This is a genomic window from Ruegeria arenilitoris (assembly GCF_013030985.1).
Lineage (GTDB): Bacteria > Pseudomonadota > Alphaproteobacteria > Rhodobacterales > Rhodobacteraceae > Ruegeria > Ruegeria arenilitoris_B.
Genome location: NZ_WPYP01000001.1, coordinates 619267 through 638408 on the forward strand (window position 1 = coordinate 619267; position 19142 = coordinate 638408).

Annotated in this window: 20 protein-coding genes and 1 tRNA gene; 4 read left to right on the forward strand and 17 right to left on the reverse strand. The window is 54.6% G+C overall.

The window, feature by feature from the left end; translation table 11 throughout:
* Positions 1-5: 5 nt before the first annotated feature.
* A tRNA-Gly gene (locus GOX88_RS03050) sits at positions 6-79 on the reverse strand.
* 167 nt (positions 80-246) lie between these two features.
* Here GOX88_RS03050 and GOX88_RS03055 point away from each other — a divergent pair.
* Both GOX88_RS03055 and GOX88_RS03060 read left to right on the forward strand, forming a co-directional pair.
* Positions 247-1497 carry a DUF5677 domain-containing protein gene (locus GOX88_RS03055; protein WP_170399032.1) on the forward strand — a complete coding sequence of 417 codons (1251 nt, stop codon included), beginning with the start codon at positions 247-249 and terminating at the stop codon, positions 1495-1497.
* Between the two features lie 49 nt (positions 1498-1546).
* Positions 1547-1951, forward strand: coding sequence for a hypothetical protein (locus GOX88_RS03060; protein WP_170399034.1), 405 nt, complete (start codon positions 1547-1549; stop codon positions 1949-1951).
* 468 nt (positions 1952-2419) lie between these two features.
* Here the strand turns inward: GOX88_RS03060 and GOX88_RS03065 are convergent, their stop codons facing one another.
* The 16 genes from GOX88_RS03065 to GOX88_RS03140 all read right to left on the reverse strand — a co-directional run bounded on the left by GOX88_RS03065 (position 2420) and on the right by GOX88_RS03140 (position 17071).
* Positions 2420-3145 carry a hypothetical protein gene (locus GOX88_RS03065; protein WP_170399037.1) on the reverse strand — a complete coding sequence of 242 codons (726 nt, stop codon included), beginning with the start codon at positions 3143-3145 and terminating at the stop codon, positions 2420-2422.
* Entirely contained in the window at positions 3132-3584 is a 453-nt protein-coding gene (locus GOX88_RS03070; protein WP_170399040.1) for a hypothetical protein, read from the reverse strand. The genes GOX88_RS03065 and GOX88_RS03070 overlap by 14 nt, the downstream gene beginning before the upstream one ends.
* A 322-nt stretch (positions 3585-3906) precedes the next feature.
* Positions 3907-4428, reverse strand: a complete 522-nt coding sequence (locus GOX88_RS03075; RefSeq protein ID WP_217354184.1) for a hypothetical protein — start codon at positions 4426-4428, stop codon at positions 3907-3909.
* 86 nt (positions 4429-4514) lie between these two features.
* Positions 4515-4871: a hypothetical protein gene (locus GOX88_RS03080; protein WP_170399046.1), complete on the reverse strand. Its 357-nt coding sequence runs from the start codon at positions 4869-4871 to the stop codon at positions 4515-4517.
* Positions 4868-5251 carry a hypothetical protein gene (locus tag GOX88_RS03085; RefSeq protein ID WP_170399049.1) on the reverse strand — a complete coding sequence of 128 codons (384 nt, stop codon included), beginning with the start codon at positions 5249-5251 and terminating at the stop codon, positions 4868-4870. Before GOX88_RS03085 ends, GOX88_RS03080 begins: the two co-directional genes overlap by 4 nt.
* 146 nt (positions 5252-5397) lie before the next feature.
* Positions 5398-6018 (reverse strand): hypothetical protein, encoded by a 621-nt coding sequence (locus GOX88_RS03090; RefSeq protein ID WP_170399051.1) that lies wholly within the window; start codon positions 6016-6018, stop codon positions 5398-5400.
* Positions 6019-7365 carry a DUF4055 domain-containing protein gene (locus tag GOX88_RS03095; RefSeq protein ID WP_170399055.1) on the reverse strand — a complete coding sequence of 449 codons (1347 nt, stop codon included), beginning with the start codon at positions 7363-7365 and terminating at the stop codon, positions 6019-6021.
* The gene (locus GOX88_RS03100; protein WP_170399058.1) at positions 7358-7636 is read right to left on the reverse strand and encodes a hypothetical protein; all 279 of its coding nucleotides are present in this window, start codon (positions 7634-7636) and stop codon (positions 7358-7360) included. The genes GOX88_RS03095 and GOX88_RS03100 overlap by 8 nt, the downstream gene beginning before the upstream one ends.
* Positions 7637-8322: 686 nt before the next feature.
* A complete protein-coding gene (locus GOX88_RS03105) occupies positions 8323-9330 on the reverse strand; it encodes a D-Ala-D-Ala carboxypeptidase family metallohydrolase (RefSeq protein ID WP_170399061.1) in 1008 nt (335 codons plus the stop codon).
* 261 nt (positions 9331-9591) lie between these two features.
* A complete protein-coding gene (locus tag GOX88_RS03110) occupies positions 9592-12000 on the reverse strand; it encodes a TOTE conflict system archaeo-eukaryotic primase domain-containing protein (RefSeq protein WP_170399064.1) in 2409 nt (802 codons plus the stop codon).
* Positions 12001-12006: 6 nt separating this feature from the next.
* Entirely contained in the window at positions 12007-12216 is a 210-nt protein-coding gene (locus tag GOX88_RS03115; protein WP_217354185.1) for a helix-turn-helix transcriptional regulator, read from the reverse strand.
* Positions 12217-12464: 248 nt separating this feature from the next.
* Positions 12465-13640 carry a tyrosine-type recombinase/integrase gene (locus GOX88_RS03120; RefSeq protein WP_254443270.1) on the reverse strand — a complete coding sequence of 392 codons (1176 nt, stop codon included), beginning with the start codon at positions 13638-13640 and terminating at the stop codon, positions 12465-12467.
* Positions 13641-13796: 156 nt separating this feature from the next.
* Positions 13797-14624, reverse strand: coding sequence for a polyphosphate kinase 2 family protein (locus GOX88_RS03125; RefSeq protein WP_170399070.1), 828 nt, complete (start codon positions 14622-14624; stop codon positions 13797-13799).
* Positions 14625-14750: 126 nt separating this feature from the next.
* Positions 14751-15812, reverse strand: coding sequence for a methyltetrahydrofolate cobalamin methyltransferase (locus GOX88_RS03130; protein ID WP_170399073.1), 1062 nt, complete (start codon positions 15810-15812; stop codon positions 14751-14753).
* Between the two features lie 9 nt (positions 15813-15821).
* Positions 15822-16748: a methylenetetrahydrofolate reductase gene (locus GOX88_RS03135; RefSeq protein ID WP_170399078.1), complete on the reverse strand. Its 927-nt coding sequence runs from the start codon at positions 16746-16748 to the stop codon at positions 15822-15824.
* A gap of 26 nt (positions 16749-16774) precedes the next feature.
* The gene (locus GOX88_RS03140; protein ID WP_170324990.1) at positions 16775-17071 is read right to left on the reverse strand and encodes a virulence factor; all 297 of its coding nucleotides are present in this window, start codon (positions 17069-17071) and stop codon (positions 16775-16777) included.
* 241 nt (positions 17072-17312) lie between these two features.
* Here GOX88_RS03140 and GOX88_RS03145 point away from each other — a divergent pair, with 241 nt between their 5' ends.
* Together GOX88_RS03145 and GOX88_RS03150 are read left to right on the forward strand one after the other, a co-directional pair.
* Positions 17313-18425: a Ppx/GppA phosphatase family protein gene (locus GOX88_RS03145; RefSeq protein ID WP_170399081.1), complete on the forward strand. Its 1113-nt coding sequence runs from the start codon at positions 17313-17315 to the stop codon at positions 18423-18425.
* Positions 18425-19141: an RlmE family RNA methyltransferase gene (locus GOX88_RS03150; RefSeq protein WP_170399084.1), complete on the forward strand. Its 717-nt coding sequence runs from the start codon at positions 18425-18427 to the stop codon at positions 19139-19141. Before GOX88_RS03145 ends, GOX88_RS03150 begins: the two co-directional genes overlap by 1 nt.
* Position 19142: the final 1 nt, after the last annotated feature.

Below are 19142 nucleotides of genomic sequence, written 5' to 3' on the forward strand. Positions count from 1 at the left end.
CATTCTGGAGCGGGTAACGGGAATCGAACCCGTAACAAGAGCTTGGGAAGCTCGTGTGATACCTTTTCACCATACCCGCGCTGTCGAAACTGTTACTATTACACCCAGCCGAAGACAAGGCGTTGCGGCACTGCAAAATGTCACCTTTGGGTGTCTGTTATAATAACGGTTTCGCACTTTCGCCAACAGCAACTGCCGCGTAGCAAATACCATTGATACCAAAAAAATTCATACCGAGAAGAATAAATGTCAGATCTTAACAGATACCTAGAAGAGGCCCTTAGCAAGGTCCCTAACCTGTTGCTCAGAAAGGCAGTATCGAAGAAGTTGGAGGACCAGGGTGTCGAAGACGAAGCTCTTTTAGATGCTTTGATGGAGCATATTCAAACCAACGGAGACGGCCAGTTTGTTTGGGATGACGGTGAGCCCGATAAATTCAAAAATTTGAGCATAGAATTTAGTGACGAAGATACAAAGAGTATCCTTAGTGAGTTCAACAAGCTCCTCAAAGAAGACCTTCCAGAGGTAATCTCAAATTCGGTTCAAGACACCGCAAAGGCAGTGGTCAAAGGGCTTGAGAATGAATGGCCTGAGCAAAAGATTGAGGAAGACAGTAGTGCCCGGTACTTTCGAGATCGTTTGAACCTACGTTGGTCGAAAGGTTTAGACCCTTTGCGCATGATGCTGATTGCTTCTCGAGAAGTTGGCCAAGAATATGCTGATAAACTAAGCAGATCAAAAGCCAAGAAAGGGATCGCACGGCGCGAAGTCACCGTCGCCGTTCATGCTCGCGCCTGCCAAACAGCATTGGAAATACTAACTCTTCTGGAGAATGGCCTTGCTGATGGCGCGTATGCTCGGTGGAGAACACTGTATGAGTTATCTGTAGTTGCCATGTTGGTTGACCGATTTGGAGACGAGATAGCAGAGCGCTACCTAGCTCATGATGCGGTCAGTATGCGAGAGGCGATTAGAAATGAGTATCGGCATGATCAGATTCCGTATGACCCTCAGTCGTTAAAGGGCACTGCAAAAACCATTGAGACTGAATTCCAGTCTTTAGTGTCCGAATTCGGAAAATCCTTTGCTGGTCCATATGGTTGGGCGGCAGACAGTATCGGAAAGAAAGCGCCTCGCTTCCAAGACCTTGAGGAAGCAATTGAATGGAAAGCCTTGCCTCCTAATTACAAGTGGTCAAGTCACAAAATTCATGCCGGCGTAGCCGGAACCTTGAGAACCCTCGGATCGTTTGACGGGGAGCTAACCGTGCGCGCTGGCGCAAGTAATGCTGGGATTGAGATACCCGCCGTAAATACGGCTTTTTCCTTGCTCCAGATCACGACACTCGTTTTTGGAAAACGAAATGACATTGAAACACAAATTCAGATGCAAGCTCTGATATTGCTTCGAGATAAAGTGGTCCGAGAGTGTCGCAAAGCTGCGAAGAGGCTCGAACGTGATGAAATGGAAATCCGACGTGAGCTAGATGAGATATAGACTCAACGATTGGCTAGGTTCTGCACTTTGATCGGCTGGAAAATAACAAATGATCTACCGAGGCATCAAATTCAATTTGTCGTTCGAACGCGGTTGCGGCGGTGAGATGCCTGCAGGCCCCGGCATCTATGCCGAGGTGCATTGGCCGACCATGAACATCCGCATTGGCGAGAGCAAGAACGTGCGGTCGCGCAATCGCGGACACATCCGTTGGGCAGACAAGCACAAGGCCGGGACACACAAACCCGAGGAAGCCAATAGAAAGGGGCCAATCGTCGATTTGGTCAAGGAATGGGGGTCTGAGGGCCTAGAGCACTTTTTGATTTCAGGTGATCCACGGCTTTCCGACCGGGAACTTCGGGTGGAATGCGAAAAACAGCTGCACGAATGGGCGCGAACCCAGACCATTTTCGTCAACATGAACCGTCAACGCAGTTATCGAACCGTTAACTGAAGAAAAAGGGCGGCCAAAGAGCCGCCCTTTTAATATTCAATTCTGTGGTTTTGACTGCTCAAGACAGAAACTCAATTGGTCTCGGAATCCTTCGATTATTTTGCGGGTATCATAGTTATGAGCAAACATTGCGAGAATCGTCCTATCCTCCTCAGAAGAAAGGTCTAATTCGTTCCCATTCAGGACGAAGATAGGACACTCGCATTCATAAATCGAGTCCAGTACCAATTGAAGCCGTGGGTCGTACAGGGTCATTGTGTTCATCTCCTTTGTTCCAGTGACATGATGAACTTAACCATTGACCGCGTGTCGGGCATTGTTGGGTTCTTGCAATAGCTTGCAAACTCTTGCTGCCCGCAGCAGCGCGTCAGAGACGCACGAAAGTTTGCACGCCCCACCATCACGCCCGAAACAACAGAACCATCATTCTGACGCAGATTTTCCGGGGCGGACACCGTTATCTACGCGTCACCAATACCCTCGCAACCGAACCTCGCCCACAGTTGCACCAACTGAGCGATGATCAGACAACCATAGCGCCTGCGCAACGGACCCCGCCATATCCGCGTGCCCAGCTTTCGTGCCACCCGAAATCGTCGTGCGACCAGCCGCGGTGATCGACGCTTCGAATGACTCAAGTTCGGCCTGCAATTCGAGGCGCGCCGGTATGTCCCCAATTTCGAGGTCGCCTGTATGCAACGCCCCGTTCAGGGTATTGAGGAGCAGGTTGCGCGAGACATTGTTGAACGTCACGCCGCGTTCTTTCGACTCGGACTCGTTCTCGCCCCCCGTGATTTGCATTCGGGTGTGCTGCACCCCTCGGGCATTCAGGAGGTCGCAGAACGCACGACCAACACCTGACGCGTCCACAACTAAGTAGCCAGCCGAGGCAAGTGGCTCCTGCAACATGAGGTTTCGAATTACCTGTGCGAGTTCAGTGTATGCCATCGCGGGGATACGCTCAGACCGCACGACAACGCGACGACGCGGCCCAAGCTCCTGCGCGTATTGAGTCCAGCGTGGCACACGCTCGTCCATAATGATCGAAAAAGCGTTCTGACCCGATGCAGACGCCGACTGCGCGATATCCAAACCAACAAGGTAGCGGCGATATCCGGGCGTAACGGTCACGGCTGGGTCAGAGCATGGCAGGATCAAATCCTCGCCCCGCTGGATGATTTCAGGCAGCTGCATAGATGTCCCTCAGCTTCAATTCGGGCATATCGGTAAAGGCTTTCTCAATGGTCTCAGGCGCAAAGAATGGCGTACCGCCGCCTGACCATCTAAGTTCGTGTTCAATCGCAAAGGTCAGAGGCGGTTGGTATTTTCGGTCAAACGCGACCTTGTCAGCCATACGAGGCAGATCGGTCGAGCGTGCGGTGATCTTTTCAACTTCGTCGTTGTCTACCCAAAGCCGATGGGCGAATCCGCCTACACGACCGGGAGTTGTGATCAAAAGAATGCGTCCGCCCTCCTCTCGGATGGGCAGCGTCGCATCAAATACGGCGTCGGGTATAAAGGCACCTTCCTCGTAGATCAGCAGCCCTCCATCTTTCACCCCCCAGCCGCGCGCCGATTCCCCGTCCTGACCCGCAGGAACACAGACAATGGCCGACCCATTCGCAAGTTCCATGACTTGCTGCGTGAGGCGTGTTTTTTGAATGGACAGCCCGAGTTCGTGCCACGCCTGCAAACATTTTTTGAATAGCAAGGTGGATTGCGCCAGCGTGGGCGAGAGGATCAGTACGGTTCGATTAGGCATCGAGACTGTCTGAGCAGCCAGTACACCCGTTGTCTGCGATTTTCCGATCCGCCTTGAGGCAAGACACATCGCGAACGGGCTAGAGGACGTCAGAAACTTACGTTGCCAATCATCCGCAGGCCCGCCCACAATGTGCTCAAGCAGAGCAGTCGGATCAGTGCGCCGCTCGAGCCTCTGGAGAAAGATACCGAGGTCATTCAAGGCTCAGCTTCCTATCCGCAACCATCGCCCGGAACATTTCGAAGGCGTCGGGGTGGTTTTCGAAAACCACATAAAGGATGTCTTGCAACACCGCCCATTCGGGGGCCTCGTTGATCGACAATACGACCGTCGTTTTCTCTTTGAGAGCTGTGTAGGATTTGAGGAGTCGTTCGAATGACTGCCCCTGATCCCGCAGGAGTTGGCCGAGCGCGGGTGCAAGATCTTCAACGTCACGGCCATCTCCGATCTTGGCTTTCATCAAGCCATAGATTTCTTTCTGCTCCTCGATAATCCCGCGCAAACCTCGCTGCACATCGTCCTGACCGCGATTGATTACTGCATCGTCAGCAGCGGATTCGGACCGGGCTGCCTCAGCAAGCACAACCTTCTTTACTTCGTCGGTGATGAATTTCGTGCGGAAGCGGTCGAGGGTCGTAATTTCGACGCCCAGCCGTTTCGCAATTTCAGCAAAGGGACGACGATGCAGCACGCAATCAAGAACGACCTCGCCCAAATCCGACCGCTGTCGAATGAGCGATTTCCGACCGGGACCGGGGTCTTCTTTCGGAATCACCTTCAAAATGCGCTGCATGTCGATACTCATGCGGCCTTCTCCAAGATCGGATCGGCAAGTTCGAGGAATTCGGACAACAAGTGTCCGATGGTGCCCCCAGCACCTCCGAACCGCGCAATCAACCACCGCATGTCCGCAGCATAAATCGGGTTGTCTACAGCCTTTTCAGATGGGCAATCATAGTTGTCCGACACCCAAGAAAGGAACACTAGCGACAACAAAACGATGCGCAACCTATCCGTGTCCGAGATTTGGCAGTGATCGACATAGACAACGTGCCGCTCATCAACGTGGATACGCGAAGCGTCTATGCCACGCAGGCCGAGAACGGCTTTGGCCGCGACCTGCCTGCCAAGGCGTTTGAGGGGGTCCATACGGGTCATTGGTCGGCCACGATTTCGACGTATGTACCAGCCTGTTCCGCCAGTGTCTTCGCGCGGCGATACAACTGCGGGTCTCTGGCTTGTGTTCGGGTCAGTTTGACGGATTCTGGCGTCAGCGCGGCTTTGACATCCGCAGGTTTCGAATTCTGACCCAGCAAATTCTTGAGTTGGGTCAGTTCATCAGCGTGTTGTTTTTCGCGAGTGTCGCGCTCACGTTGCGCGTCTTTGACCTCGTCAAGCAACTTTGCCGCGTTGTCTTTCAAACCACCGATCTGTTCTTCGATCTGCTTGGACAAGCCATCCTGCATCGCCTCAAGCAGTTTCGGGGTCGCTTTCTCGATAAACTGCTCCATCAGTTTATCGTTGTTCTCGTCAGACATTTTGCATCTCCACCAGCAATAGAAAAGCGGGCTCCTTGGAGCCCGCCCTTCAATTTGAACGTGAAGATGCGCGACCCCCTGGCCTCGATTTGAATATGCGGTATTGCGCCTTTTCGCTCGACCACAGCGTTCCCGACTGAGTTCGACTAAGCAGCAAGGGCGTAAGTGAAATCTACGCTATTTCGGGTAATTTCGCCTTTATTGATGGCCTTATTCAAAACCTCACGAATGCCATGGTCCGAAATATCCCCATCAAGCGCGAGCAAGATGTCTTTGAACTTTGCTTCGCCCTTTTCTTTGAGCAGATCAAAAATGGCCGCACGCCGCTCAGAATAGCGCATCTTCGGGAACTGCCGCTTAGGTGCACGTTTTGGTTTCGGATTGTTCGTGATGGCAGCACGTGCCGCATGTGCACGCTCGTCCTCACCCTTCAATGCTTCCCAGAATGCCCGCGCCTCGTCGATATGCGAAAGTGACGACCGCCCATCAAGTTCCGGGACATCCGCGCCCTCCAAGATCGCAACGACCCTGCTGCGCAAAAGATGTGGATTGATGTCTGCCATTGTGCAGATGTCATACCGTGATCGCGCCCAGCCGCCGGATGTAGCCGTCAAAAACCGCAATGCCTCATCACGCAAAACCCGCGCCTCATCCGGGTGCGAGGTCATTTGGATTGCGCTAAACAAATCAAAGATTGCCCGAGAAACAACCGCCCGCCACATTTCATGGGCGGGCGCTTCCACTTCAAGACCGTTTGATGCCTCCATTCAGGCGACCCTCGGAATGAGGGTCGAGGTGTCCCCGCCTTCCTCGTCGATCATGTCCTTTTCTTCTTCCCACGTGCGGTCTGCACGGACGATTTCGCCCTTCTGCAAGTTTTCGTGGAGTGTCTGCCGGGAAATCGAGCCGGACATATAGAGCTTCATTTGCATCTCGATCATCTTCGGATCCATTGAAGCCTCAATGAAATCACGCGACAACTTGGCTGATGCCTCGTCTGGCGACGCACCCACCCACTCGGCAGCAATGCGAAGCAGAGCGTTCAAGGCCGCTTCGACCGAAACAACGACCGAGTGCAACAGCGCGAGTTCAGACCGTGTTCGTTGCGTTGCTGTACCCAGTGTTTCGTTGCGATTGACTGTGGTCGACAACATACGGGCACCAAGGGACATCATCTCGTCCTCAAGCTCGGACATCTCCTCTTTCATCGCGGCAACACCCGCACCCGTAAATTCAAGCAAGCCCGCCTGTGCGCCTTCGGGCAGCAGCCACAGAGCACCCGACCCGATGGTCGATGGCTTGTGCTTTTCTGAGATTGATCCCGCGATCCAAGGTGTTGGTGCGGCTGTCAGATGCAGGGCGTGACGTTTGTCGCAAGATGTATTGAAATGCGCGATTGCCGTCTTGCAGAGAGCGAGAAATGGCGGTGTCACATGTTCTGGGCGAATGCCCTCATGGCTGACCATAACGAATGGGATGTAGTCGAGCGCCTTGCCATTGACCGTCGGAATGATCTCTTCGCCCACATCAACACGATTGTCCTGCGCATCACGGACAAACCTACGAAACTTATAGATCGTGTCTTCAAGGATCAGTTCATAGGTCACGTCGGCGTTTTCAAACTGCTCGTCCGAACTGAGCCAAACCCGCGACAACACCTTTTTCCCATCCACATAGGCGGTGTCGAATTGGTCGATTTCCTCTGCCTTGAAGGTCGAAAAATGCGGGACCGTTGTCGGCGTGTTGTTATCCTGTGGGAAATCAACAAGGATGCCGAAGCGACCCATTGTGATGGCCTCACGCGTCATGTCCTCGGCCAGCGCGTGCAACGGCGCGTTTTCGTGCGTGGCACTCAAGCGCAACGGTTCGAGGCGTTCAGGCAGCTTGAACACGGGTTCCTTTCGAAGCGCGAGACCAACCAAGGCGCGCTGGGTCATGGATGGTGCCCCCGTGAAATGACCCCGATCCAGATAGGATTTGTAGTCGTCCACGGACATGCCCGACGGCTTCGGAACATACAGTTGACCCTGATCCTTGATTGCGTCTTCGCCCTCAAGACAGGAGCGAATGAGATCGAAATTGGACCGCAGGCGGTCGATGCGGTTACTAGACATCTTCACCTCGGCTAATCAGGATCGGGAACAGGTGGATGAACGGGATGTGGAACGCACCGTGACCTGCGTGGATTTTGACCATCGACTGCGTTTTCTCGAGGATCACGTCGCCGACGTGCAATTCCTTGGATTCAGGTTCAATCATCAGATTGGTCAGGGCATCCATTAAGCCGTCGATGCCAACGGGCGCGACGAACTCCATAGACGTTGAAATGGTAACTTCGGACAGCACGCATTTGTCGTCTGCGCTCGCCTTGAGAGTAATCTGCATTGGGGTTTCCTTTAGGTGCGGGGGCGAACCGCAAAGAAGGAAACTGCGCGACGACCCGCCCCCTGTTTCGTCAAACGCGCGCGTGATGATTATGCGGGGATCGGCGGTAGTAGTTCGACCGGGGCAGTGTCCCACTAAGGGCGATCTTGCGGTAATGGGCGGGGTCAGTAGATTTGCTGAAAAATTCTGTGAACCCCACCCCCGCTGACGCCGCAGCCAGATTAGGGGGTCCATTCACATTTCTGCACAGATGTCGGGCGATCTATCAGGTGTTTAACGCGTCTGCACAGCAGCCGTCTAACGTATGGTCACTGAGCTTACGTTATTGGTTCGACGTGCACTTAGTTATCAATTGGTTACAGTTCGAGCCTGAGATTTAGTGCAGGCGTTTTGTAGGCACGGCGATGAGATCGGATCAAAGTACGTCAACAATAGTGTCGTATTCTTTCGACCCCGCATAGAGATCGCCCCGAGTGTGGCCGCGAGATTTGCGACCGATCTGCGATGTGATACGCAAAACCGCAAAAAACCATCATTCAAGATTTCCCTTGCGCGAAAAAAATGGATGGATGGATAAAACGCCAAACCATCCATCCATTTAATTCACATATGAGAAGTCAAGATCGCCCCCAATTTGCGGGTTTGCGTTTCAATATGCGAACCTCGAATTCAAGAACGTAACGCACCTACTGAGACCAGTCCGCCCGTGTACCACGAGCATCAAGATGCACAAAATCTCTATACTCTCCAATTCCACCTTCGAATACACCGTCTTCCCTAATTCGGCGGAAATACTGCGCCAACTGCGCCGCCGACCAGTTTGAAGACATAACATCAACTCCTAAGAACGACATCTGTACGCTTTGACTAGTGCTTCCGATACAAGAATTATATTGGGGTGTTCGATAAGCACTTACTATTTTCACGTCGGCGTCAGTGCTGTCTCGCAAAACATCAAGTGCCCTTGTGACACCAACAATGTTTGGCCACATGGCCTTTGGCGGTGGGCCGTTCAACCCGTAGCACCGATTACCCACATCATGGTGAGCCCCACCCATTACAAGCAACTCTTCAGGTTGTACAAACTTTACGCCATTGTCAGAAAGAAACTGCGAAAACTCTTCGATGAACGCGGGATCGAGATCGCCCACTCCCACTGCTCGAGTAGATGCAATACCCTGTCGCTGCACGATGCTAGTATTGCGCTGAGCATATCCAACCTCTCCATAGGCCCAGGATAGTTCGCGACTTAATTCGGCCAACATAATTTGGTCCGGTTCGCTCAAATCGTCGTCGCCTTCAGCAATCAGATTTGCACGATCTCGTTCTAACTCGTTTATGGTTTCCCTAATCGTTTTTCTGCGCAATTTGAGTTCCTCGTGATATTCATCCCATGCATCTTTGGATGCATCGTCCGCAAGGTAACTAAAATACTCAGCAAACCTGATGCGTAACTCGATATCTTGCGAAATTCCATTGTCGATATACTGAGTTACGAAACTTCGGTAGTCGTTCGTCCGCTTCGAGTGCTCTTGGATTAGCTGAATCCAGTAGGGCAGTATGGCCGCAACCAAGCCCACGATTGTAGTGCCAAAAACAACCTTATAAAAACCCCACCGTGCTTCGTATCTTCGTGTTTCAGCTTCGGCATGAAGGGTCAAAAACTTATCGATTTCGTCGTCTTTTTCCGACATTGTTCCTAAAATGCCTTATCGAATGCTCAAAAATACTAATTGAATATATGCTAAGCAGAAGCACCCATTTAAGCAACCTTGGCACCTTCGAATGTAATCATTTGATCGTTCGCACACCCATTTATCGGCGCCTAGGCACCAAGGACCTCCTGCACAACAGTGCCACTTCGAGCAGACCTCCCCATAGCGAAGTGTATTTCCAAGCCAAATGGACGCCGCAAACCTGCGACGCCCCTCTCTCTATCAATAGGCTACCAATACTCAAATACCCGCCTGATCCAAAGTCTTGGACATATGCTCGCGATACGCAGCCAGCACGTCCTCAATAGACGCTTCAACGTCTGCGACCTTTTCAAACACGAATTGTCTGTTTCGCCCGCGTGAGACGCGCCAGCCGTGGGTTTTCTCGATCAACCCACCAGCCTGCACAATGCGCGGTGAAATAGCACGCGCGTTTCCGGGGATGTCCTTGGGCGAAACTGTCTGAGCCAGATCGCCGAAGCCAGATTTCATCTCAAGAAACAACTCAGTCGCAGAAAAGCTGCGCAGTGTGCCAATAGCTTGATCGAAGCCAGCTAGGAAGTCAGTCAGGAAAACATAGACACTGTCGGCTGCCGCCGCCTCGGACGCCATTTCAAGCCGCATCGCCGCATATCGCTGACCGAACCACCCCTCATCTCGACCAAGCAAACGGGCGACACACTCGCCAACGCGGGAAAACACACCAAACCTACTGCTTGACTGCTTAATCGCGTGTACGTCGCGGAGAACGGCTGAGACAAGCGAATACAATGCTCCGCGCCACTGGGCGATGTGCGACTTGCGATAGGCTCGGAATTCGTCTTCATCCATGTAGGACTTTGGCCGAGTAAGTGTCACCCGCACTATGCGTTCAATCAGGTCTTGTTTGTAAAATGTGGGATCAAGACCAGCGATCATCAGCGGTCGCATGGCGTCGAGAGCGAACACACCGCCGTCTGAGTACAGCTTTCGCTTGGTCAGGCCACCGCCAGTAGACAAGCGACACAGCGCGTCAGACATACTCGCCAGCGTCGTCACGTTGTCAAAAGACATAACTGCCGACTGGTACGAAGATGTCACCAGATCATCCTCGCTTTTCGGTTCACCACCAAGCGCACCCACCTTAGGATCGACAATTTCGATCAGAGTAGAAAGTGTCGATGACTTCGCCGAACCTGCTGAACCATCGAGAATTGCGATGGGACATTGTTCACCGGGGTTAATGATCGCTGTGACCATCCACGCGAGCAAAAACACCATTGAATCTTCATCCACGTTCAAAAACTCGATCAGATCGGACAAGTCACCTTGCTCTGGCATCGACATGGGCAAGCCAACACCTTTGCGAAATTGAACAGGCGCATCGTTGTTCACGCGCCATCCGGCATCGTCGATCTCAATGATCGTGCAGTCTCTATCAGCCAGAAACACATATCGCTTGCCACCAACACGTGCGAACCTCAGATCAACCTTTTCGGGGCTGGCTTCGGCAGCCTCTGCGAGGGCAATCATCTGGGCAGATTTCACGTCTTGCTCCGCTGGCATCTTTTGATAGGCACGTAACATCCCAAGTGCTGTCGCATTTCGAAACTCAGCATCTTCAATGCGAACCCAGTCGCGTGGTTTAAGTTCGGCGTAGGCAACATTCGATTGATCGCGGATGATGCGCACGTCTGTCAGAAAATCGAGAGCGAGGAGCTTGCGTTTCTCTGTGGCCGTGAACGGTATCTTGCCTTTGTATCCATTTGCCTGCGCGATGCGCCAGAACGACAACGGGGTGTACTTTGACGCGCTGGTAAGCCTGTCCCACTCCGCATCGTCACCTTGTTGATACTCGGGCGACGTTTGAGACCATTTAAGCCAACGCTCGCGAGCCCAATCGCTTTCCTTGCCGAACGCTGCCTGCAAACAAATACCAGCGGCTCCCCAATCTGAGCGATTGTCAGCGTCGTATCTCTTGATAAAAGCTTCAAAGGCATCAACTCGGTTTTCCTCGCCAGATGCTTCGGCTGGCTTGCGACCTCTCTTTTTTCCTGCGTAATGATCGACAATGGTATCCTGCGGGACGGTTTCGTAGATCGAACCGTCGTCAGCCAACGCCATTCTGTAAGACTTACGTCCAAATGGAAGCGCACAAACCTGCTTTCCAATACCTTTTGGAAGCACCTCAACGAAGCCGTCCGCGAGCTCACCTCCGGGTTTGCGTTCGAGATTTGCTTTTTTCAGAATGTGATCGGCAAGCTCTTTCATCACGTCCACGCGCTTCGGCGAGTCGAACGTGACCCAGATGTGCATTCCGTGACCACTACCTGAAAGGAACATTCTGTAAGGGATGTCGATTTCAGCAAGAACAGATGCGACGCGAGCCACATGCTCATGGATCGTTTCAATCGACATACGTTCGTTGTGGTCGTCGAAATCGAAAATCATAAAACGCGTGTGTTCACGCGCGTCGGGATCGCTTTCGGTTCCAACATTGAGCCAGATAGCGCGGCAATTTTCGCCGCGCATCTGATGCTCGTTTATCATATCGTCCGTCAACGGTTCATTGATCGGGCGATACCACCATTCTTGTTTACTTGAGTTCCACTCGCGAACGGAATGGCCGCTTTGATCGGCAGCGGCACGCCATTGTTTCAAACATTCCATTGCGTATCACCGTACCGCAGCCGGATCGACAATGCCGCTTTCGATGAAAGCGTTCAGGTCTTCGAGTCTGTAGCGTATACGCCGCCCCATTCTGACGAATTTCGGGCCACGCATTGGCACGGTTGTACGCCACCATTCGAGCGTACTTGTTGAATATCCGATGTGATGGGCAGCTTGAGCTGTATCGAGCAATTGCGGTTTTTGAGCGTTAGACATGACAAACATATCCCTTTTCGGGCTATGCCTGCACGTGCGTAGTATCTGGGTTTGGCTCGTCCACGTCAGCTAGGCTGACGCCGGCACTAACCTGCCTCATTGCAGGTACCAGTACTTCACCCTCTCAGGTGCTCACGGCTTTCAGACCACTTAACGTTTTTTGGTGGGCGCGGTCGTCGGCTTCTTCACATGGTCGAACTTAGTAACCGCAAATCAGATTTGCAACACGTTTTCCAAATTTTCTCTATTTAAATCAGACCTCTGCGTTTAAACGCTGAGGTGACTTGCGCCATAGGCTCACGCAGCTTCTCGTGATTGACCACGATGTACCGCGCGCCAGTGACCGATTGTGGCGTATGGTTCAGCAATCTGCCGACCGTCTCTTCAAGCAAACCCGCTTCCGTCGTGGCAAAGGTTGCAAAGGTACGGCGATGGTCATGGGCCGACCATGGAATACGCGCGGGGCATTTCAGGTGTAACGCGTTGCGCGTACCGGGAAACACATAGTCGCTTGCGTGAATCCGAAGCGGATCAAGGATCGAGTGATGTTCAGGCATCAAAGGCAATTCGAAGGCACGACCGTTCTTGGTTTCTGGCAGGTGCAGGTGATCTTCGTGAATCTGATCCCAGCGCAGCGAACGTGCTTCATCAAATCGGAGCCCTGTCGCCAATAGAAAACGGTAATAAGCGCGATGCACTTCGTTCTCGAGGGCGTCCACAGATTTCCGCCATAGATCAAAATCATCAATGATCTTTTGCGACGGTCTCTCCTCAAACCACTCAATTGCGATGGTTGGGCATTCTGGCAGATCGTGCACCCGCCGTGCGTGGTTGTAGATCGAGCGAAAGGACTTCATCACATGGTTCGCGCCGCGCTCGCCATTCTTCGCGACCCGAGCATGGGCACGAACACTATCGGCTTTCGAAATCTCGTCGAGCGGCATCTTAAGCCAGCTTTTCAAGTGATTGTGCATCTGCGCGCGCACCTGCGCCTTGTTGTGTTCAGAACGCAATTTTGGCCGTGCAAGGTAATCATCGGTGGCTTGTTCAAGTGTCGGAATGCGGGAGGCGCGGAGACGCTTCGCGACCGCACCCGAAGCATGTTCGGCAACAAGCAACGACGCTTCATACCGAGCGTCTGCGACACGCGTCTCCGGCCAGTTGCCCAAATTTGTGCGTGTGGTTTTACCATGCACATCTTTCTGGAAGTAGAAGGTCTTCTTGGTCTTACCCGCGAATAGGCCGAAACCTTTGATCTCAGTATCCCATATCTTCGCGTTTATCGGTGCGGCTTTGGCTGACGCTTCGGTCAGCTTCAATCGTTCAATCGGCATCTTCTCGTCGTCCTTTTTGTAGTGATTTTGTAGGCAGAAACCTGCAACGCGGTATAACACGTCAGGACGACGTTGCGGCGCTTTCTGCAATAAAATCAACCACTTTGGGAGAAACTAGAAGACGCCAATACTGCACTTCTACGTTTGGGAAGCTGACAGGCTACCATTACATCATACCCGCCGCGTAGCGCTGGATAACACCGCCCGCCGCGCGACTTCAAGCGGCTTTCCAAGGGCGCATGGCAATTACTCGGTCCGGGCGCGCAGACTGTCGATCAGAGACTGATCCACGTCCAATGCCTCGCAGGCCGCGTCCAGCGTCCGCCTGTCCAGATGTTGCGGGCTCAGGTCGATATCCTTGGAAAACGTATCAACAATCGCGCGCATCGCGCTGATTCTGGCATATTTTTTATTGTTCGCCGGAATGACGTGCCAAGGCGCGATTTCGGTAGAGGTTCGCGCCAGCATTTCGTCCACGGCAACTTCTGCCTCTGCCCACCTTTCACGGTTGCGGAAATCCTCATAGGTCAGTTTCCACCGTTTCATCGGGTTGCGCAGACGCTCGGTAAAGCGTGCCATCTGCTCGTCCGGAGAGATGTGGAAGAACAGTTTCACGATCCGGGTGCCATCATCGACCAACATCCGCTCAAAATCGTTGATTTCACGATACGCTGCCCGCCAGCGTTCTACAGGTGTGAACTTTTCAAGCCGCTCGACCAGAACGCGGCCGTACCAGCTGCGGTCGAAGGCCGAGATGGCGCCTTCGGGGGGTAGTCTTTCCCAGAACCGCAGCAAGTAGTGACGATTCAGGTAGTAGTTGCGTGGTGCGCCAATCGGCCAGACCTTGAAACTGCGCGGGTCCAGCGCCTGACTGATCCGGCGGATTGTGCCGCCCTTGCCCGCCGCGTCCCAGCCTTCAAAAACAAGCACGCCTTTCGCGCCATGAAACAGAAACGCCTGCTGGATCAGCGCCAGTTGGGCCTGAAGATCGACCAGTTCTTCGAAATAGTCCTGCTTGCTCAGGCGTTTGCTCAGATCGACGTCCGCCAATTTCGGAGGGTGATGTTTGGTCATGAAGACACCTGATTTTTGTTGCGGGCTCGTGTGATTGTCGCAAGCCCCACAAAATCCGGCCTTGATCAGGGTCAAAACGAAAAAGGCCGGACACATGGCCCGGCCTTTGATCATATTCTAAGGAAATCAGGCGCGACGGCGACGGCCACCACCACGGCGACCACCTGCTGCACCGGCAGCACCGGCCTCTTCAGGCGATTTGTTGAACTTGATCCACGCACCACCATGCGGGTCGTTGTTGGTCAGCAGGTTGGCGGCGCGGATGGCCTCCATTTCCTTGCCCGCGCGCGGCAGGGTCGAACCCAGTCCGAACATCTGAACAAACGCTTCGTCGTCCATACCTTCGGGCAGGATGATGCCAGCGGCCGCGACGGCCTCTTTCTTCTCGGCGATCTTCTTCTGCGTCACCGGCAGAGCCACCGGGTTCATGATCGCAGAGGTCATACCAGCGCCCATTGCCATCGGCAGGAAGGCGTTGTTGATGCCGTGACGGTTCGGCAGACCGAACGAGATGTTGGACGCACCGCAGGTGGTGTTCACACCCAGCTCTTCCCGCAGACGACGGACCAGAGCAAACACCTGCTGGCCAGCCGTTGCCATCGCACCGATCGGCATCACCAGCGGATCAACCACGATGTCATGCGCGGGGATGCCAAAGTCTGCCGCGCGCTCGACGATCTTGCGAGCCACGTCGAAACGGACATCGGGGTCTTCCGAAATGCCGGTGTCGTCGTTCGAGATCGCGACAACCGGAACGTTGTATTTCTTGACCAGCGGCAGAACCATCTCCAGACGCTCTTCTTCGCCGGTGACCGAGTTCAGCAGCGGACGGCCTTCAGCTGCCGCTAGGCCGGCTTCCAGAGCACCCGGAACCGACGAGTCGATGCACAGCGGCACTTCGACCAGACCCTGCACCAGCTCGACGATCTTGGTCATCAGCGGCGGCTCGGTCTCGTTCGGGTTGGGGTTCGAGTTGTAGACAACGCCCGCGTTGATATCCAGAACGGTCGCGCCTGCAGCGACCTGTGCGATGGCGTCTTTCTCGACGGTCGAGAAATCGCCTGCTTCCAGTTCAGCGGCCAGTTTCTTGCGGCCGGTGGGGTTGATCCGCTCACCGATCACGCAGAACGGTTCGTCAAAGCCCAGAACGGCGGTTTTTGTTTTTGATTCTACGACTGTACGGGTCATGTCCGTTCCTTAGGAGTTTACTGGCTTTGCCGAAGCGCCGCCGTTTTCGATTGCCCAGTTGGCGTTGGTCTTGATACCGCCAAGCGGGAAGAAATGCACGTTGGTGATGTTGAAATCCGGGTTGGCCGCCTTGTGGTTGGCCAGTTCGGTCAGAACATCGGTCGGCTCATAGGGCAGCAACAGCTTGGACACGTCCATGGCGCGCTTCTGCAGAACCTTCAGCGACGGGCCAACGCCGCAGGCGATGGCGAATTTGATCAGGGTCTGCAGCTTGGCCGGACCCGCGATACCGATGTGGATCGGCAGATCGATGCCCGCTTCTTTCAGACCGTCCGCCCATGCGATGATCGGCTTGGCGTCAAACGCGAACTGGGTCGCCAGCGCCATTTCCGCATCGGTGGTTTCCGAGAATTTCTGTTTCCAGCGCAGCGCGTCGTCAACATTCTTGGTCGAGCCGTCCGGGTCGATGTCCTTGTTGCCTTCGGGGTGACCGGCAACGTGCAGGCGCTTGAAGCCCGCCTTGTCGAACAGACCGGTTTCCAGCAACTGCATCGAGCTGTCGAAATCGCCGTGCGGTTTGGCAACACCACCGGCCAGCAGCAGCGCCTGATCGACGCCTGCTTCACCCTGATACATGGAGATCCAGTTCTCCAGGGTGGCAGCATCCTTGATGATCCGCGCCGGGAAGTGCGGCATGACCGGATACCCTTCGGCCGCGATCCGCTTGGCGGTCTTGACCATGTCCTCGATCGGGGTGCCCTCGATATGGGCGATGTAGACGCGGGTGCCTTCGGGCAGCAGCGCGCGGAAGTCTTCGACTTTCTCGGCGGTGCGCGGCATTACCTCGATCGAATAGCCCTGCAAAAAGGCTTCGACGGTCGGGTTTACCGGGGCCTTTTCGGCCGCATCACGTTTTTTGAAGTTCAGCAAAGCCATAGTGGCCTCCCATATTGATCTGGGGCTCATGCCCAACCGTCATTTGCGATCAGCGCCTTGATGCGGTCCTGATCGTATTCAGTTTCCAGACGCACAGCTTCGGCCTCGGCAATCTCGGACGGGTCGCCCTCAACCGCAAAAGGCTCGGCTTTGCGCCATTCGGCCAGGTAGGCATCACTATCCTTGGCGTTCACCTTCATGGCAGCACGGTCGATGGCTTGTTCAAACCGCTCCTCCAACTGCCGCTTTGCGCCACGACGGCCTTTGCCGACGATAACTTGGGCGGGAATGTCGCGCCAATATACGATGGTGACGTCAGGCATTGCCTTTGATTCCTCCTAACCAGATGGACAGTTTCTAAACTTCTATACGAGCTCAGGTCGGTCGATTTTCGACACACGGCGTATTTCAAGCGACCTTTTTGCCTACGATGGGATACAGGGCTTGTACTGAATTCTAACGGAAACGCGCACATCAAAATACTCATCACTATAATGAGCGTCTTGCACGAAACATTTGCCCGACCTATGGTCAAGGTAACTCGAAAATCGGAGGGCGTTTAAGATGGCGCCCAAGCGTCCCAAAGGTGCGGGCGCGTTCCCGAAGGCGGTCGAAAGCCCCGCGCCGGCAAGACCCGATCCAGATGCGTTATATGCGGCGCTGGATCTGGGAACAAATAGCTGCCGCATGTTGATTGCCCAGCCCAAGGGCAGCGGGTTTCATGTGGTGGATAGCTTCTCCAAATCCGTGCAGTTGGGCGCGGGTCTGGAACGGACCGGACGGCTGTCTCGGTCCTCGATGGCGCGCACCATTCAAGCACTGCGCATCTGTCAGCAAAAGCTGAAACGCAACAAGGTCAGACGGATGCGGCTGGTCGCAACCGAGGCCTGTCGGCGCGCGAAGAACTCACGGGATTTCATTCGACAAGTAAGGCGCGAAACCGGGCTGACGTTAGAGATCATCCAGCCCGAGGAAGAGGCGCGTCTGGCCGTGATCTCCTGCGCGCCACTGGTGTCAACCAAGACCGAGCAGTTGCTGGTCGTCGATATCGGCGGTGGCTCGACCGAGCTGGTGTGGATCGACATCTCATCCGTTCCGCGACGCGACCGCCCCGCTGCGATCATGCGGCTGCACCACGGGTTCCATACGGCCGACAGTCCCTTTCCGGCAGCCAAGGTGGTGGACTGGATCAGCGTGCCGCTGGGCGTTGCGACCTTGCGCGACCAGTTCCACGATGTCGAGGACGACTCGGCCCGCTTTGCGTTGATGAGCTGGTTTTTCGAAGAAAACCTCGCCGATTTCGCCCCCTACAAGGATGAACAGGCCCGCGAAGGGTTCCAGATCGTCGGCACCAGCGGCACCGTGACAACCGTGGCCGCATCGCATCTGGGTCTGAAGCGTTATGATCGCACGAAAGTGGACGGTCTGCGCATGACCAGCGATCAGATTGACAAAGTCATACGAGGGTACTTAGAACTCGGTCCACTGGGGCGGCGGCGAGATCCGCGGATCGGCGATGACCGGCAGGCCCTGATTATGTCCGGCTCAGCCATTTTGCAGGCATTGCTCCGCTGCTGGCCCACTGACCGCCTTTCCGTGGCGGACCGGGGGCTGCGCGAAGGTCTGCTTTATGCACAGATGAGCGCGGACGGCGTATTGGAAGACGGACCGTTCTGATGGCGAAGACACCGAGTGGCAAAAACAACTCAGGCCGTGGACAGCGCGACCTGAAAGTCAAGGTCAAGACAGCGCGCGGGCGTAAGCTCAGCTCGACCCGCTGGCTTGAGCGGCAGTTGAACGACCCCTATGTGAAACGGGCGCAGGCCGAGGGGTATCGCGGACGCGCGGCCTATAAGATTTTGGAATTGGACGACAAGTTCCGCTTCCTCGTCCCCGGCGCGCGTGTGGTCGATCTGGGATGTGCGCCGGGTGGCTGGCTGCAGGTGGCCGTGAAACGCGTCAATGCTCTGGGTGAGAAGTCGGGCAAACGGGTCGGCACGGTTCTGGGTGTGGACCTGCAAGAGGTCGAACCCGTCGCGGGCGCCGAAGCGCATGTGCTGGACTTCATGGAGGACGATGCCGACCAGAAGGTTAAAGACTGGCTGGGCGGTAAAGCCGACGTGGTGATGTCGGACATGGCGGCGGCCTCATCAGGGCACAAACAGACCGACCACCTGCGGATCATGTCCCTGTGCGAAACAGCGGCCTATTTCGCCTTTGACGTGCTGGAAGAAGGCGGCACCTTTGTCGCCAAGGTTCTGGCCGGGGGCGCCGAGGGCGATCTGCAGAAGCTGTTGAAACAGAAGTTCGAGAAGGTGGCGAATGTAAAGCCGCCCGCATCCCGGTCGGACAGTTCCGAGAAATTTGTGGTCGCCACGGGGTTCCGGGGCTGAA

Excerpts from the sequence above, each read along its gene's own strand:
- GOX88_RS03055 (WP_170399032.1), top strand. The coding sequence starts at position 247 with ATGTCAGATCTTAACAGATACCTAGAAGAGGCCCTTAGCAAGGTCCCT.
- GOX88_RS03060 (WP_170399034.1), top strand. The coding sequence starts at position 1,547 with ATGATCTACCGAGGCATCAAATTCAATTTGTCGTTCGAACGCGGTTGC.
- GOX88_RS03065 (WP_170399037.1), bottom strand. The coding sequence starts at position 3,145 with ATGCAGCTGCCTGAAATCATCCAGCGGGGCGAGGATTTGATCCTGCCA.
- GOX88_RS03070 (WP_170399040.1), bottom strand. The coding sequence starts at position 3,584 with ATGGAACTTGCGAATGGGTCGGCCATTGTCTGTGTTCCTGCGGGTCAG.
- GOX88_RS03080 (WP_170399046.1), bottom strand. The coding sequence starts at position 4,871 with ATGACCCGTATGGACCCCCTCAAACGCCTTGGCAGGCAGGTCGCGGCC.
- GOX88_RS03085 (WP_170399049.1), bottom strand. The coding sequence starts at position 5,251 with ATGTCTGACGAGAACAACGATAAACTGATGGAGCAGTTTATCGAGAAA.
- GOX88_RS03090 (WP_170399051.1), bottom strand. The coding sequence starts at position 6,018 with ATGGAGGCATCAAACGGTCTTGAAGTGGAAGCGCCCGCCCATGAAATG.
- GOX88_RS03095 (WP_170399055.1), bottom strand. The coding sequence starts at position 7,365 with ATGTCTAGTAACCGCATCGACCGCCTGCGGTCCAATTTCGATCTCATT.
- GOX88_RS03100 (WP_170399058.1), bottom strand. The coding sequence starts at position 7,636 with ATGCAGATTACTCTCAAGGCGAGCGCAGACGACAAATGCGTGCTGTCC.
- GOX88_RS03105 (WP_170399061.1), bottom strand. The coding sequence starts at position 9,330 with ATGTCGGAAAAAGACGACGAAATCGATAAGTTTTTGACCCTTCATGCC.
- GOX88_RS03110 (WP_170399064.1), bottom strand. The coding sequence starts at position 12,000 with ATGGAATGTTTGAAACAATGGCGTGCCGCTGCCGATCAAAGCGGCCAT.
- GOX88_RS03115 (WP_217354185.1), bottom strand. The coding sequence starts at position 12,216 with ATGTCTAACGCTCAAAAACCGCAATTGCTCGATACAGCTCAAGCTGCC.
- GOX88_RS03125 (WP_170399070.1), bottom strand. The coding sequence starts at position 14,624 with ATGACCAAACATCACCCTCCGAAATTGGCGGACGTCGATCTGAGCAAA.
- GOX88_RS03130 (WP_170399073.1), bottom strand. The coding sequence starts at position 15,812 with ATGACCCGTACAGTCGTAGAATCAAAAACAAAAACCGCCGTTCTGGGC.
- GOX88_RS03135 (WP_170399078.1), bottom strand. The coding sequence starts at position 16,748 with ATGGCTTTGCTGAACTTCAAAAAACGTGATGCGGCCGAAAAGGCCCCG.
- GOX88_RS03140 (WP_170324990.1), bottom strand. The coding sequence starts at position 17,071 with ATGCCTGACGTCACCATCGTATATTGGCGCGACATTCCCGCCCAAGTT.
- GOX88_RS03145 (WP_170399081.1), top strand. The coding sequence starts at position 17,313 with ATGGCGCCCAAGCGTCCCAAAGGTGCGGGCGCGTTCCCGAAGGCGGTC.
- GOX88_RS03150 (WP_170399084.1), top strand. The coding sequence starts at position 18,425 with ATGGCGAAGACACCGAGTGGCAAAAACAACTCAGGCCGTGGACAGCGC.